Below are 14,757 nucleotides of genomic sequence, written 5' to 3'. Positions count from 1 at the left end.
AGACGCAATGGCCACCGCCGAGGCGCCGCAGGCAAGCGTGGATGCCGGTACCTACGAGGTGCTCCGCGACCGCCTCGCCGCGCACGCCGCCGACCTCGCCCGGAGGGCGGACGCACTCAATGCGCGGCGGAGCGAGGAGTTCGGCTCGGCGCTGCTCGACCTCGCGCGCACCGCTCGCCTCCGGACGGAGCTCGCGTGCGCGCCGAGCGACATCGTCGCCGTAGGGGACGCGCTCCTCTTCGGCGCGACCGGCACAGCCACGGACGTCCTCGCGCTGTACGACCGTGACGGCGCGCGGCTGCCCGAGGACGCCGTACCCGGACTCCTGGACGACCCGGCGTTCGTCAAGGAGTTCAGCGCCCTGCACCGGTACTACCGCGAAGCGAGCCTGCTGCGGCTGCGCCGGGTCGAGGGCCGGCTGCTGGCGGTGTTCCGCACCGGCGAGAAGGCCGAGGACGTGCGCGTGCTGCGCTGGAGCCTCGCCGAGGACGGCCGGGTGGCGTTCCTGGACGCGCGCGGTGACCGCGACGACGTCTTCCCGCTGGCCCAGGACGTGACCTGGGCGGAGACCACCCGCGAGGACCACGTCCTCGAACGCGGGAGGCCGTACGTCGCCGTCCCCGGCGGGCTCGGGGTGTCGACCGTCGGCGGCACCCTCACCGTGCGCACCCCGGAAGGGGAGGAGCTGTACGCCGAGCCCGTGCAGGAGCCGTTGCAGGCGCTCGCCGACGCCGCTGTCTCGCACGCCCGCGTGGGCCCGCTGGTGCTGCTGCGGGTACGGCCGTACAAGGAGGAGGACGACCGGTACCTCGTGTTCGACACGCTGTCCGGGACCGTCGTCCGGCTGGACGGCATCGGGCAGGCATGCCGGCGGCTGCCCGAGGAGCAGGGGATCGTCTTCCCCGGCGGGTACTGCCTGGCGGGCGGGGCCCACAAGACGTACGAACTGGACGTCAGCGGGCTGGAGTTCGAGCGGGAGGTCCGCGCGCCCAACGGCGAGGACGTGCTGTACGCCTTCCGGTCCCGGACCGAGGGGCGCACGCTGCTGCTGTCGTACAACACCCTGCGCAAGGAGGTGGCGAACCCGCTGCCGTGCCGGGGCTGGGCGCTGTTCGAGGACGGCGCGCTCGCCGTGCTGCGCGACGGCGGCGAGGAGCCCGCGCACACGCATCCGGTGCAGTGGTGGACCTCGCCGTACGTCTCCGACACGCACGCGGCCGCGCTGCGCACCGGCACCGGTGCGTTCGCCCGGGTCGGCAACGCGGATCTGGTGCGCGGGCTGGCCGACTGTCTGTCGGTGGCCCGGCTGGTCACCGACGGCATCGAGACCGGTGAGGGCTATCGGGCCCTCACCGCCGCCTGCGTGCGCGCCGCCGACGCCCACCACTGGCTGACCGATCCCGAACTGGGCGCCCTCGCCGACCCGTTGGACGAGGTGCGTACGACTGCCGAGCAGGTGCTGGGCGAGTTCGAGACCGTGCGGGAGCTGACCCGGCACGCCGCGGACGCCCTCGGCGAGGCCGAGGCGCGGATCGCCGCCGTGGTGCGGCGGCTGCGCGGCGAGGCGCCGCGCGAGGCCGCCGCCTGGGTGAGCGGGCTCACCGAACTCCGGCACGCGCACGGGCATCTGCTCACGCTGCGGGAGCTGCGGTACGTCGATGCCGTCCGGCTGGCGGAGCTGGCCGCCGCGGCCGAGGACGACCTGGCCTCCTTCGGGCGGCGCGCGGTGCAGTTCCTGGCGCGCGAGGACGCCTTCGCCGGGCAGCAGGAGGAGGTCGAGCGGCTGGTCGGTCAGGCGGCGGCCGTCGAGACCGTGGCCCAGGGCGCGCCCGTCGCCGCCCGGCTCGACGAGCTCGCCGACGGGCTGCGCACCGTCACGGAGGTGGTGACCGGCCTCGACATCGCCGACGCGGTCGTCCGTACGGCCGTCCTGGAGCGGATCGCCGAGGTGCTGGGCGGTGTCAACCGGGCCCGGGCGACCCTGGACGCCCGCCGCCGCAGCCTTCAGGACAGCGAGGGACGGGCCGAGTTCGGTGCCGAGACCGCGCTGCTCGCCCAGGCCGTCACCGCCGCGCTCGCCGCGTCCGGCACACCCGAGGAGTGCGACGACCAACTCGCCTCGGTGCTGGCCCGGTTGGAGGACCTGGACGGCCGGTTCGCCGAGTTCGACGACTTCCTCGCCGAGCTCGCCGACCGGCGCACCGAGATCTACGAGGCGTTCGCCGCCCGCAAGCAGTCCCTCGCCGACGCCCGCGCCCGCCGCGCCGAGCAGCTCGCCCTCTCGGCGGGGCGCATGCTGCAGACGGTCGCCCGGCGGGCGGCCACCCTGTCCGACACGGACGCGATCACCACGTACTTCGCCTCCGACCCGCTGGTGGCCAAGGTCCGCCGCACCGCCGACGAGCTGCGCGCCCTCGGCGACAGCGTGCGCGCCGAGGAACTCGACGGCCGGCTGAAGTCCGCCCGCCAGGAGGCCGCCCGCGCCCTGCGCGACCGCGCCGACCTGTACGCCGAGGACGGCCGCACCCTGCTGCTCGGCGGGCACCGCTTCGCCGTCAACACCCAGCCGCTCGACCTCACCCTCGTCCCGCACGGTGACACCCTGGCCTTCGCGGTGACCGGCACCGACTACCGCGCCCCGGTCGCCGACCCGGACTTCGCCGCGTACCGCCCCTACTGGGACCGCCACCTGCCCTCGGAGTCCCCCGAGGTCTACCGCGCCGAGCACCTCGCCGCCCGCCTGCTCGCCGAGCACGGCCCGGCCGCCCTCGCCGCCGCCGACGACCTGCCGGACCTGGTCCGCCGGGCGGCGCAGGAGGCGTACGACGAGGGCTACGAGCGCGGGGTCCACGACCACGACGCGACGCTCGTGCTCCAGGCCCTGCTGCCCCTGTACGAGGGTGCCGGCACGCTGCGCCACGAGCCCGCCGCCCGCGCCGCCGCCCAGCTGTTCTGGGCGTACGGCACGACCGGGGAGGCCCGCACGGCCTGGGCCCGGCGGGCGGTGTCGCTGGCCCGGGCCCGGGACGCCTTCGGTGCCGTACCGGCCATCGGGGAACTCCAGCGGGAGCTGGCCGGGGCGATCGAGGCCTGGGACGCGTCGGTGGCGGGCGGGCCGGCCGCCGCGTACCTCTTCGAGGAGCTGACCGGCGGCCCGGAGGGCTTCGTCCTCGGGGTCACGGCGCGCACCCTGCTGGAGAAGTTCCGGCACGCGGACGGGAGTTACCGGGGTGATCTGGAGGGGCTGACCGACCTGGCCGCGCGCCGGCAGGTGGTGCACGCCTGGCTCGCCGCGTACGCCGCCGCCACCGGCACCGAGGCCGGGCCCGGCGAACTGGCCGAGGCGGTCGCCGCCGAGCTCTGCCCCGGCCTGCCGCGCTACGACGGCGACGCCCCGCTCACCGCGACGGCGGAGGGCCTGCTGGGCACACACCCTCGGGTGGTCAGGGGTCAACTGCCGCTCCGGCTGGACGAGTTCCTGTCCCGGACGGCCCGGTTCGCGGCCGACGAGGTGCCCGCCTTCCGCGCCTACCAGCGCCGCCGTACGGCCCTGGTGGCCGCCGAGCGCGACCGGCTCCGCCTGGACGACCACCGCCCCCGGGTGATGCCGGCGTTCGTCCGGGGCCGCCTGGTCGACGAGGTGTACCTCCCCCTGATCGGCGACAGCCTGGCCCGGCAGCTCGGCACTACCGGCGAGTCGAAGCGCACCGACACCGGCGGCCTGCTCCTGCTCGTCTCCCCGCCCGGATACGGCAAGACGACGCTCATGGAGTACGTCGCCGACCGGCTCGGCCTGATGCTGGTCAGGGTCAGCGGGCCCGCGCTCGGCCACACCGTCACGTCACTGGACCCGGCTCACGCCCCGGACGCCACCGCCCGGCGCGAGATCGAGAAGATCAACTTCGCGCTGGCGGCCGGCAACAACACGCTGCTGTACCTGGACGACATCCAGCACACCTCGCCCGAGCTGCTGCAGAAGTTCATCCCGCTGTGCGACGCCACCCGGCGCGTGGACGGCGTGTGGGACGGCGAGCCGCGCACCTACGACCTGCGCGGCAAGCGGTTCGCGGTCTGCATGGCCGGCAACCCCTACACCGAGTCCGGTGAGCGCTTCCGCGTCCCCGACATGCTCGCCAACCGCGCCGACGTGTGGAACCTCGGCGAGGTCCTCACCGGCAAGGAGGACGTCTTCGCGCTCAGCTTCGTCGAGAACGCCCTCACCGCCAACCCGGTGCTGGCCCCGCTCGCCGCCCGCGACCGCGCCGACCTGGACCTCCTCATCCGGCTGGCCGCCGCCGATCCTCCCCCAGACTTCGTCCGGGGGGACCCCCATCTCGCTGCGCTCGCCCGCGCCGACCGGCTGACCCACCCGATGCCGCCGGCCGAACTTCAGGGCGTGGTGGCCGTGCTGCGGCATCTGATGGCGGTCCGCGAGACGGTGCTGAAGGTGAACGAGGCCTACATCGCCTCCGCCGCCCAGTCGGAGGCCGCCCGCACGGAACCCCCGTTCCGCCTCCAGGGCTCCTACCGCGACATGAACAGGATCGCCGGGCGGCTGCGCCCGGTCATGAACGACACCGAGCGCGAGGCCGTCGTCGACGACCACTACACGGCCGAGGCCCAGACCCTCACCACGGGGGCCGAGGCCAGTCTGCTGAAACTGGCGGAGCTGCGCGGCACGCTCGACGCCGAACGGGCGGCGCGCTGGGCCGAGGTGAAGCGGGCCCATGTGCGGGCCCGCACCCTCGGCGGCCGGGAAGAGGACCCCGTGACCCGGGCGGTGGCCGCGCTGGGGCTGCTGGCGGACCGGATCGCGGCGGTGGAGTCCGCCATCGAGCGCGCGCGGAAGCGGTGAGCGGACGGGCGCGGTCAGCCGAGGCAGACCAGGACCAGGCAGAGCTGGTTGGGCGAGGTCGACGACGGGGACGTCGAGGAGGTGGAGGTGCCGCTGCCCGTGCCGGTGGAAGGCGGTTGCGCCGCCGTACCGGTGGAACCGCTCGTGCCGGTCGTACCGTTCGTGCCGGAGGAGGTCGACGGGGTGCTCGCCGGCTGCGGGATGGCCGGGGCCGCCGGCGTCGCCGTAGCGGCCGGGTGCGCGGGCGCCGCGGCGGTGTACGGGTGGACCGCGGACGGGGCCGTGCGGGACGCGGGCGCGAGGGTCTGCGTCCGTGGGATGTCGGCGGCGGCCGTCCGTGCCGCCGGCGTGGCGGGCGTGTGCCGGTGCGTCGCGGCGGGCGGTGCCGGTGTGGACGCCGGGCCGCTGGGCGCGGCCGACGGGGCCTCGGTCAGGCCCATGCTCCGGTGGTCCGGGGCGCCGGCCGCCTGGGCCCTGTCGCCGTTGCCGCGGTCCAGCGAGGCGAGGGTCAGGCCGCCGCCGACCAGCGCGACGGCGGTCGCCACCACGGCCCGGCGCTGGCTCTTCTTCCACCGGGCCCGCTGCCGGCGCCGGGCCGCGCGTCCCTGCGGGGCGGGCGGGGCGTCGGTGACGTCGGCGGACGGTACGTCCGTGGCCGCGTCCGGGTCCGCGAGACCGGCGGCCGGCTCGGTGGCCCTTTCCCCGGCGCCGAACCAGTTGCCGGCCGCGAGCGGTGCGGCCGAGACACCGGCGTCCGTGCGGGGCGGGGCTATGTCCGGGGCGTAGGCACCGCACCCGGGACAGACCAGGGCGCCGTTGAGGTGCCGACGGCACGAGGAGCAGTAGTCCATCTGTGGTCTTCCTGAGTCCAGGGGGGCGGGCCACGGTCACGCTAACGAGCCTTTTGAAAGGCTGTGTGCAGCCCGTGTGGCACTCCTGCGCAGATTTGCGGGTCCCTCTTCCCGTGTCCCGGGCGGGTCCGGGCCGTTTCCGTCGGCATAGTGGCGGGCGGCTTCCGCACCGGACCGGCAGGAGGAGACACATGCTCGGCACAGAGTTCCGCACCGGATCGCCCATCTGGATCGACCTCGGCAGCCCCGACACGGAGGCGGCCGTGGACTTCTACGGCGCCGTCTTCGGCTGGCGGTTCGCCTCCGCCGGTCCGGAAGGGGGCGGTTACGGGTACTTCCAGAAGAACGGCGGCACGGTGGCCGGCCTCGGCCCGCTGACCGAACCGGGGGCGAGATCCGCCTGGATGACGTACTTCCGCACCGACGACGCCCGGGCCACCGCCCGGGCCGTGACCGACGCCGGCGGCAGGGTGCGCGCCGAGCCGGTGAGCATGGGCGAGGTCACCTTCGCCCAGTTCACCGACCCGCAGGGCGCGCAGTTCGCGGTGCTGCAGTCCGGGCAGGGGCTGCAGCTGGCGTCGGAGGACGACGCGCTGGTGTGGGTGGAGCTGCACGTCCCCGACCCGAAGGCGGCCATCGGCTTCTACCGCGGGCTGTTCGGCTGGCGGGCGCAGGAGATGGAGGCGCCGGGCATGACGTACCAGGTGCTCAGCATCGCGGAGGGCGACCAGCAGGAGGGCACCTTCGGCGGTGTGGCCCCGCTGCGGGACGACCGGGAGGACGCCCGCTGGGTGCCGTACTTCGCCGTGGCCGACGCGGACGCGATCGTCGCGCGCGTCGGCGGCAGCGGCGGCTCGGTCCTGATGCCGACGGCGAACGTCCCCGGCGTCGGCCGGATCGCCTGGCTGGCGGACCCGGCACAGGCGGTCTTCGCGGTCCTCAGGCCGGACCCTCGCCAGGCCTGAGGTCAGGACCCCTCGCGTCCTGGAACGCGAGGGCCTGCTGAACTCACAGGTCGTCGCGGTGGACCTGGCGTCGGACCACCTGCCAGTCGCCGTCCACCCGGGTGAGGACGTCCTCGCACAGCGTGCTGCAGTAGATCACCGGCTTCTCGCCGCGCCGGGTCTCCAGCACCATGACGTACGACCGGGTGTGGACCCGGTCGCCGTCCGGGCCCGTCGCATGGTCGGCCGCCAGCATCGTCATGACATGACGGCGGACGATCCCGGCCTCGGCCTGTGCGGCGAAGGCCCGTTCGCAGTGCGCGGCGATCGCGGCCCGGCCGGTGAGGGGTTCGGGGAACGCGTTGGTGGCGAAGACGCCGTCCTCGGTGAAGCTGCCCGCCCACGCCGGCACGTCGAGGTCGTCCGTGGACTGCATCTGACGGGCGTAGAAGTGCTGGAGATCCTGGTAGACCTCCGCGCTGACCGGTACGGGTGCCACTGCGGTCGCCTGGACCATGAGGGAGCCTCCTTAAGGCGTGATCGGTGACGGGTGAGGTGCACCGGAAGGCTGGGTGCCCCGGCTCAAGGTCCGCTCCAGACCGGGTCAAGGGCGCCGTGTGCCCGTCTTGACCCGGTCTACAGCGGCCTTTGAGCCCGTCTCAGCAAGGTCGGCGCTCGTGCGGCACCGCCTGCGCGGGCCGCCGTCACACGACTGCCGGAGACGAGGACGACATGACCCGAACCGAGACGGCGCCGCTGACCGCCGAGACATCGCCACAGGCCCCCGCCCGCCCCCTGCGCTGGGCGGAGGGGCCGGTCGACGCGCTGCTCGCCCAGGCGGCACGCGCCCACCCGGCACGGGTGGCGGTCCGCAGCGGTGATGCGGAGATCTCCTACGCCGCGCTGGACGCGGCCGCGACGGACTGGGCCCGCACGCTGCACCAGGTGTTCGACGAGCCGCCGGGTACGGTGGCCGTCGCCCAGGCGCTCGATCCGCGGTTCCCCGCCGTGTACTACGGGATCCTGCGGGCGGGCGGTACGGCCGCCGTGGTCAATCCGCTGCTGCCCGCGCCCGTCCTGGCGCACGTACTGAGGCTGTCGAAGGCCCGTCTGGCGGTCGTGCCGCCCGAGGTGCGGGAGCGGCTGCTGCCGCTGCTGGACACGCTTCCGGACCTGCGGCGGGTGCTGGTCCTCGGGGAGGACCTGCCGGACGGCTCCGGTGCCGGGGACCGGCACCCGGCGGCCCCGGCCGAGGAGGAGGGGGCCGTGATCCTGTTCACCAGCGGTTCCACGGGGGTGCCCAAGGCCGTCCGGCTGAGCCACCGCAACGTCAAGGTGAACGCGGCCCAGATGGCGGCGGCGCACCGCGTCGACTCCTCTTCGACGGTCCTGCTCCACCTGCCGATCTACCACCCGATGCACATGAACACCGCGGTCTCCGTCGCCGCGACGCAGGTCCTGTGCGCGAGTGCGCGCCCGGCCGAGGCGATCGAGCTGGCCAACCGCACCGCCGCGACGCACTACTACACGTTCCCGGTACGCCTGCTGCAGCTCGCGGCCGACCCCGCGCTGCCCGGCCTGCGCCTGGACACGGTCACTCTGATGGCGTCCGGGGGCACCGCCGTTCCCCCGCGCGTCGTGCGGGCCCTGGCGGACACCTTCGGTCTCCCGCTGCTCCAGGGGTACGGCATGTGCGAGACCTCGTCGCTGGCGTCCTCGGACGACCCCGACGCACCCCGTGCCGGTTCCGTGGGGCTGCCCCTGGACGGCACCCGGATCCGGATCGTCGACCCCGAGTCCGCGAAGGTCCTGCCGGCGTACGGCATCGGGGAGATCCAGATCCACGGTCCGCATGTGATGCAGGGGTATCTGGGCCACTTCGGGCCCTCTGTGGTGGACGAGGACGGCTGGCTCGCCACGGGGGACATGGGGCATCTGGACGAGGACGGTTACCTCTTCCTGTTCGACCGGGTCAAGGACTGCTTCCGGTGCGGGGGCGAGCTGGTGTCGCCGACCGGGGTGGAGCGCAGGCTGGACGCCCATCCGGCGGTCCGGGGCTGTGCGGTCGTCGGGGTGCCCGATCCGGTGCTCGGCGCGTCCGCGGCGGCCTTCGTCGTGTTCGAGGACGGCGCCGGCGGGGACCCCGACGCGGTGCTGGACGCGGTGAACGCCGACCTGACCGCCGGTCAGCGCATCCGCCGCCTGGAGGTCGTCTCCGAAATACCGCGGCTCGCCACCGGCAAGGTGGCCCGCGACGAACTCAGGGGCCGACTTGTCGGCGGCTGAGCCGCGGGGGCAGGCCGGAGTCGCGTGGGAGATCCGCGAGAACTGCGTCAACTGCGACGTGGCCCGCCAACTGGCGCCGGAGACGGTCGTCGAGGCCGGCGCCCGCTCGGTTCTGCTGCGTCAGCCGGCCGACGAGGCGGAGGAGCTGGCCCTGGCGCGGGCGGCGGTCGCCTGTCCGGTGCGGGCGATCCGGCGCGGCCCCGGTGAGCTCCCGGCGGCCCCCTTTCCGATGCGCCTGGACGGCGAGGTCCATCTGTGCGGGCACAACTCGGCCCGGACCTTCGGGGCCAACGCCTACCTGGTGCGCCGCCCGGAGGGCAATCTGCTGGTGGACACGCCACGCTGGACACCGGCCGTCGCCGCCTCGTACGAGGAACTGGGCGGCATCGCGCACATCCTGCTGACCCACCGCGACCACACCGCCCACGCACGGCGGTTCGCCCGGCACTTCGGCGCCCGGGTGTGGATCCACGAGGGCGACCGGGACGCCGCGCCGTACGCCGACATGGTGCTGCGCGGCCGGGAGCCGGTCGACGTGCTCCCGGGGGTGACGGCGCGACCCGTACCCGGCCACACCCGGGGCAGTGTGGTGTACGTCGTGGACGAGCGGTACTGCTTCACCGGTGACACCCTCTACTGGTCGCGGACCGCGCAGGACCTCGAGGTGTTCGAGACGGTGGTCTGGTACTCGCGCGCGGAGCTGACCGATTCGCTGCTGAGGCTGGCCGAGCAGGCCCGCTTCAGCTGGGTGCTGCCCGGCCACGGCGACCGCTGTCACCGGCCGGCCGGGGAACTGCACGAACGGCTGCTGGGTCTGGTCGCGCGGATGCGGGGCAGGCCGCCGCAGCCGCTCGACATCGGTGCCGTCGAGTGGTGAGCGGCCCGGGGCCGGCCGGGCTCAGCCCTTCGTGCGCCACTGGGCGTCGAACCCGCGGATGACGTCGTCGAGCATGCTCTGCAGGCTCTGAAGTTCGTCCCGCCCCAGGCAGGAGAGCGCCTGCCGGATGTTGTGGATCTGCAGCGGCAGCGCCTTGTCCAGCGTGGCGCTGCCGTGCTGCGTGAGCGCCGCGTAGACGGCTCGCTTGTCCTCCTGGGGCGTCTCCCGGCGTACCAGCCCGGCGAGTTCCATGCGGTCGACGAGTTTGGTCACGCTCGCCTTGGAGACGACCAGGTCGCGGCTGAGCTGCAGCAGGCGCATCCGCCGGCCCTCCGCGTTGCTGAGCCGGGCCAGCACCTCGAACCAGGCGAGGGAGATGCCGTGTTCCTGGGTCAGTGAGCGGTCGAGCGCCTTGGAGACATGGCCGTAGGTGTGCGCCAGGGAGATCCATGCCCGGAACTCCGGCCCGGCGGTTCCGGTCGCGGCGGGGGCCTCATCGGGCGTGACACCCGCTTCAGTTGACATGTTAACTCGCTCCTGCCTACCCTGACGATGTCGCAGTTTCCAGGCTAACTGTTTCACGCCCCACCGCATTTGTCACGCCCGGTGCGGCGCTCTCCGGAAGTGCGCAAGGCCGCGAGAACGGCCCTTCCAGACACCTCACATCAATCCGCAGTCCATTCGAAATCCAAAGGAGTCGGAGATGGACAGCACCACCTCTCCGGATGCGTCCGAGGCCACGACCGGTCATTTCGGCCGCACCATGACCGTGACCGCCGTCGCCACTTTCATGGTGTCCCTCGACCAACTCGTCGTCACGACCGCGCTGACGAAGATCCGGGAGCATCTGCACACCGGTCTCGAAGGCCTGGAGTGGACGGTCAACGCCTACACCCTCACCTTCGCCGTCTTCCTGCTCACGGCCTCCGCGCTGGCCGAGCGCTTCGGGCGCCGCCGGTTGTTCATCGCGGGCCTCACCCTGTTCACCGGGGCGTCGGCGATGGCCGCGCTCGCCCCGGGCATCGGCGTGCTCATCGCGGCCCGCGCGATCCAGGGCCTCGGCTCGGCCATCGTGTTGCCGCTGACCCTGACCCTGCTCTCCGCCGCGGTCCCGCCGAGCAAGCGAGGAGCGGCGCTCGGCGTGTGGGGCGGAGTGGGCGGCCTGGGCGTCGCCCTGGGCCCGGTGATCGGCGGCTTCATCACCGAGAGCGCGTCCTGGCAGTGGATCTTCTGGCTGAACGTGCCGATCGGCGCGGTGCTCCTCGCCCTCTCCTGGAGCTGGCTGACGGAGAGCTTCGGGCCGGCGGCCAAGCTCGACCTGGCGGGTACCGTGCTCGCCTGCCTCGGTCTGCTCGGCGTCGTGGTGTCGATCATCCGGGGTGACGCGGAGGGCTGGACCAGCGCGCAGACCCTGGGTTCGGGCATCGGCGGCCTGGTGGTGCTGGCGGCGTTCGTCGCCTGGGAGCTGCGCACACCGCACCCGATGCTGCCCATGCGGCTCTTCACCGGGCGCGCCTTCACCACGGTGAACCTGCTGTCGCTGTTCATGTTCTTCGGAATGTTCGGCTCGATCTTCCTGATCACCCAGTACCTGCAGGCCGCGCTCGGCTACTCGCCGTTCGCCGCGGGGCTGCGCTTCCTGGCGTGGACCGGGGTGGTGCTCATCGCGGCTCCGCTGGGCGGCGGCCTGTCCGACCGGATCGGCGGCAAGCCGATCATCGTGGCCGGTCTGGCCCTGCAGAGCGTGGGCCTGCTCTGGCTGGCCCTGTCCATCACGACCGGCAGCTCATTCCTGTCCCTCGTGCCCGCCTTCGTCTGCAACGGCTTCGGCATGGGGCTGTACTTCGGCCCGGCGGGCAACGTCGTCATGGGCGCGGTGCGCCGCGAGGAGGAGGGCATCGCCTCCGGTGCCAACAACGCGATCCGGGAACTCGGCGGAGTGTTCGGTGTGGCCGTGCTCGCCGCGGTGTTCGCCGGGCACGGCGGCTACGACAGCCCGGCGCACTACATCCACGGCATGCACGTGGCCCTGTGGGTCGGCTTCACCTTCGTCGCCCTCGGTGCCGTCACCGCCCTGCTGATGCCCCGGCCGGTGCGGGCGGTGACCGCGCAGGGCGAGCCGGTCGCCGTCCCCGACGCGACGCGGCCCGCGGTCGCCGTCGGCGACTAGCGCACCGCCTGCAGTGCCGGCCCGGGTCCGACGCCTTCCCCCGTCGTCGGGCCCGGGCCTTTTGCGACCGCATCCCAGACCGAGGAAGAAGAGGAAGAAAAGGGTGTTCACGTGATAGTTCTCGTCAATGTCTTCCAAGTCCACGGATCCGCCGAGGGATTCGAGCGCGCATTCACGAAAGTCTCCGAAATCATGCGGACGCAGCCCGGTTTTCTGCACCACAGGCTGCTGTGTTCCGAAGGCGCCGACCCGACCTATGTGAACGTGGCGGAGTGGCAGGACGAGCAGTCGCTGCGGGCCGCCCTGGCCCGCCGCGAGGTCGTCGCACGCCTGCGCCCGCTGTCCGCGTTCGCGACCGGGCGGCCGACCGTCTGCCGGCCCGTGCTCGACGCGCCGCCGCTGGAGGTGTGAGATGCCGGTCGTCCCCAGCAGCCCGGTGGCACCGGTGCACGCGGTCGAGGAGATCGAGGAGGGCGTCTACGCCTACCTCCAGCCGGACGGCGGCTGGTGCCTGAACAACGCCGGTGTCGTGCTGGCCCGCAGCGGGACCGTACTCGTGGACACCGCGGCGACCGAGGCGCGGGCCCGCCGGCTGCGCGATGTGGTCGAGCAGCTCAGCCCGGCCCCTGTCGACATCCTGGTCAACACCCACAGTCACGGCGACCACACCTTCGGCAACCACCTCTTCGGACAGGCGACCGTGGTCGCCCACCGCACAGCGGCCGACGAGATGGCCGAGCACCAACTGGCGCTCACGACGCTGTGGCCCGACGTGCGGTGGGGGCATGTGGAGGCGGGCGCCCCCGAGGTGGTGTTCGACGACCGTATGACCCTGCCGACGTCCGGGTTCCGGATCGAGCTGATCCACTTCGGTCCGGGACACACGGCGGGCGACGCGGTCGTCTGGCTTCCCGGGCCACGCGTGCTGTTCACCGGCGACCTGGTCTTCTCCGGCGCCACCCCGTTCACGCTCATGGGATCGGTCGCGGGATCCCTGCGCGTGCTCGACCGGTTGCGGGCCCTGCAGCCGCTGGTCGTGGTGCCGGGGCACGGACCGGTCGGCGGACCCGAACTGCTGGACGCGGACGCCGACTACCTGCGATGGGTGCGCGCCGTGGCGCGCCGGGGCATCGCCGAGGGCCTGGATCCGCTGGCGCTCGCCCGGGCCACGGACCTGGGACGGTACGCCCAACTCGTCGACAGCGAACGCCTGGTGGTCAACCTGCACCGGGCGTACGCGGAGGAGCGCGGTGCCGAGCCGGCCGCACCGCTGGACGTGCCGGCCGTGTTCGGGGAGATGGTCGACTTCTGCGGGGCCCATCCGCACTGTGCCGCGTGACCGCGTCCCTGTGCACCGTGCCGCGTGACCGCCCGTCGCCATCCCGAAGCCAAGGAGCCGCCTTGTGCCCGCAAGCCCTGCACCCATCCCCGCACCCATCCCGGCGCCGACCCCGGCACCGCGTGGCCGCCGCCGGGAAGCCGAACGCAACGACGAACGTCTGCTCCGCGCCGCGCACCAGGCGCTTGCGGAGGTCGGCTGGACGGTCTCCGTGACCGAGATCGCCCGCCGGGCCGGAATCGGCATGGGCAGTTTCTACCGCCGGTACCGGGGGAAAGCGGCGCTGGCCCAGCATGTGCGGGTCGTCAGCATGGACCGGCTCACCGAGGCCGCCCGCGCGGCAGCCGACGAGCACAGCGGCTGGGACGCGCTGGTCCGTTTCCTGTGTGACGCCGTCAGCGCTCCGACCAGCAGCCTGCTGCCGCTGATCGGCGGCATCCTGCCCGGCACGCCAGAGGTCGAGGAGGCGTCGGCCCGGCTGCACACCGCGATCGACGCCCTCCTGGAGCGCGCCCGGTCCGAAGGAGCGCTCCGGCAGGACGTCGGCGCGGCCGATCTCGTCCTGCTTCTGGTGCACCTCAGGACACGCATCCCCGGCCGGCCCGAGCGCGTCCGGCAACTGCGGCTGCGCTACCTCCACATGACCCTGGAGGGGCTGCGCAGCGCCGCGTCCCCGGAACCCGCGGAGCTGCCCCAGCCGTGCCCCGACTGGCAGGAGCTGCATCTGCTCTGGGACAAGCCGCCGGTCACCCGGTCACACCCGGACGAGAGGACCGACGAGCGACGATGACCTGCCTCACCGCCCCGCGCGTTTTCACCGCCGCCCTGGTGCTGGCCCAGACTCTGGCCGTCCTCTACACGACCGGGTTCGTCTGGACCCTGCAGCTGATGGACTACCCCATGGTGGCCAGGCTCCGTGAGGGCGCGTCGGAGTCGTACATGGCGGCGCACAACCAGATGTTCTGGCGGGTCCTCGCGCCCGGCCTGCTGGTGGCCGGCCTGACGTCGGTGGCGCTCCTGGTGGCCAGGGGCGCGGCGGTCCCGCTCTGGGCAGCGGTGCTGTCGGTGCTGCTGCTGGCCGCGATCATGGCGCTCTCCGGTGCCGTGGCCACGCCCGACCGGGTCGCGCTCGCCCGGCACTTCTCGGCGCCCGTCCATGCCCATCTGCTGCGCGTGAGCTGGGTCCGTACGACGGCCTTCAGCGCCTGGAGCGCCCTGGACGCCTGGCTGGTCTGGCGACTCGTGCGCTGACCGAAACCGGCCCACCCGCACTCTCGTGGCCTGCGACGCGGAACGCTGCGTCGCAGGCCACAGGCATGTCCCGGGGGACTTCCGCAAGCCTTGTCCAGCGGTGCTGGCGTACTCCGGTGCCGTGGCCACGCCGGACCGGGTCGCGCTGGCCCGGCACTTCTCGGCGCCCGGCTGACCGAAACCG

12 protein-coding genes are annotated in these 14,757 nt (G+C 73.5%); 9 read left to right on the top strand and 3 right to left on the bottom strand.

The genetic code is table 11. The annotated features are described in order from the left end of the window. Positions 1-7 precede the first annotated feature (7 nt). Entirely contained in the window at positions 8-4,855 is a 4,848-nt protein-coding gene (locus tag ACWC2T_RS04570) for a DNA repair ATPase (protein ID WP_450668969.1), read from the top strand. 14 nt (positions 4,856-4,869) lie between these two features. On the opposite strand, the gene ACWC2T_RS04565 is transcribed toward ACWC2T_RS04570, so the two are convergent. Continuing rightward, on the bottom strand, positions 4,870-5,706 hold the full coding sequence (locus ACWC2T_RS04565; RefSeq protein WP_450668968.1) for an SCO2400 family protein: 837 nt from the start codon (positions 5,704-5,706) through the stop codon (positions 4,870-4,872). Between the two features lie 191 nt (positions 5,707-5,897). On the opposite strand from ACWC2T_RS04565, the gene ACWC2T_RS04560 reads away from it, so the two are divergent. Next, positions 5,898-6,671, top strand: coding sequence for a VOC family protein (locus tag ACWC2T_RS04560; RefSeq protein ID WP_450668967.1), 774 nt, complete (start codon positions 5,898-5,900; stop codon positions 6,669-6,671). A 43-nt stretch (positions 6,672-6,714) separates the two neighbouring features. Here ACWC2T_RS04560 and ACWC2T_RS04555 read toward each other — a convergent pair whose 3' ends face one another. Next, a complete protein-coding gene (locus tag ACWC2T_RS04555; RefSeq protein WP_450668966.1) occupies positions 6,715-7,167 on the bottom strand; it encodes a nuclear transport factor 2 family protein in 453 nt (150 codons plus the stop codon). Positions 7,168-7,382: 215 nt separating this feature from the next. Here ACWC2T_RS04555 and ACWC2T_RS04550 point away from each other — a divergent pair, with 215 nt between their 5' ends. Together ACWC2T_RS04550 and ACWC2T_RS04545 are read left to right on the top strand one after the other, a co-directional pair. Beyond that, on the top strand, positions 7,383-8,936 hold the full coding sequence (locus ACWC2T_RS04550) for a class I adenylate-forming enzyme family protein (RefSeq protein ID WP_450668965.1): 1,554 nt from the start codon (positions 7,383-7,385) through the stop codon (positions 8,934-8,936). Next, positions 8,923-9,813, top strand: a complete 891-nt coding sequence (locus ACWC2T_RS04545; RefSeq protein WP_450668964.1) for an MBL fold metallo-hydrolase — start codon at positions 8,923-8,925, stop codon at positions 9,811-9,813. Before ACWC2T_RS04550 ends, ACWC2T_RS04545 begins: the two co-directional genes overlap by 14 nt. A gap of 21 nt (positions 9,814-9,834) precedes the next feature. Here the strand turns inward: ACWC2T_RS04545 and ACWC2T_RS04540 are convergent, their stop codons facing one another. Next, positions 9,835-10,338: a MarR family winged helix-turn-helix transcriptional regulator gene (locus ACWC2T_RS04540; protein ID WP_450668963.1), complete on the bottom strand. Its 504-nt coding sequence runs from the start codon at positions 10,336-10,338 to the stop codon at positions 9,835-9,837. Between the two features lie 178 nt (positions 10,339-10,516). On the opposite strand from ACWC2T_RS04540, the gene ACWC2T_RS04535 reads away from it, so the two are divergent. The 5 genes from ACWC2T_RS04535 (at position 10,517) to ACWC2T_RS04515 (ending at position 14,573) form a co-directional block, all read left to right on the top strand. Then, a complete protein-coding gene (locus ACWC2T_RS04535) occupies positions 10,517-11,983 on the top strand; it encodes an MFS transporter (RefSeq protein ID WP_450668962.1) in 1,467 nt (488 codons plus the stop codon). 111 nt (positions 11,984-12,094) lie between these two features. Beyond that, positions 12,095-12,394, top strand: a complete 300-nt coding sequence (locus ACWC2T_RS04530; protein WP_450668961.1) for an antibiotic biosynthesis monooxygenase family protein — start codon at positions 12,095-12,097, stop codon at positions 12,392-12,394. 1 nt (position 12,395) lies between these two features. Beyond that, positions 12,396-13,322: an MBL fold metallo-hydrolase gene (locus ACWC2T_RS04525; protein WP_450668960.1), complete on the top strand. Its 927-nt coding sequence runs from the start codon at positions 12,396-12,398 to the stop codon at positions 13,320-13,322. Positions 13,323-13,386: 64 nt separating this feature from the next. Beyond that, positions 13,387-14,112, top strand: a complete 726-nt coding sequence (locus ACWC2T_RS04520; RefSeq protein ID WP_450668959.1) for a TetR/AcrR family transcriptional regulator — start codon at positions 13,387-13,389, stop codon at positions 14,110-14,112. Further along, positions 14,109-14,573 (top strand): hypothetical protein, encoded by a 465-nt coding sequence (locus ACWC2T_RS04515; RefSeq protein WP_450668958.1) that lies wholly within the window; start codon positions 14,109-14,111, stop codon positions 14,571-14,573. The genes ACWC2T_RS04520 and ACWC2T_RS04515 overlap by 4 nt, the downstream gene beginning before the upstream one ends. Positions 14,574-14,757: the final 184 nt, after the last annotated feature.

The sequence above is a fragment of the Streptomyces sp. NPDC001393 genome, assembly GCF_053597455.1.
The sequence above is the reverse complement of the archived record's forward strand: the minus strand, read 5'-3'. Positions and strand labels throughout refer to the sequence as shown.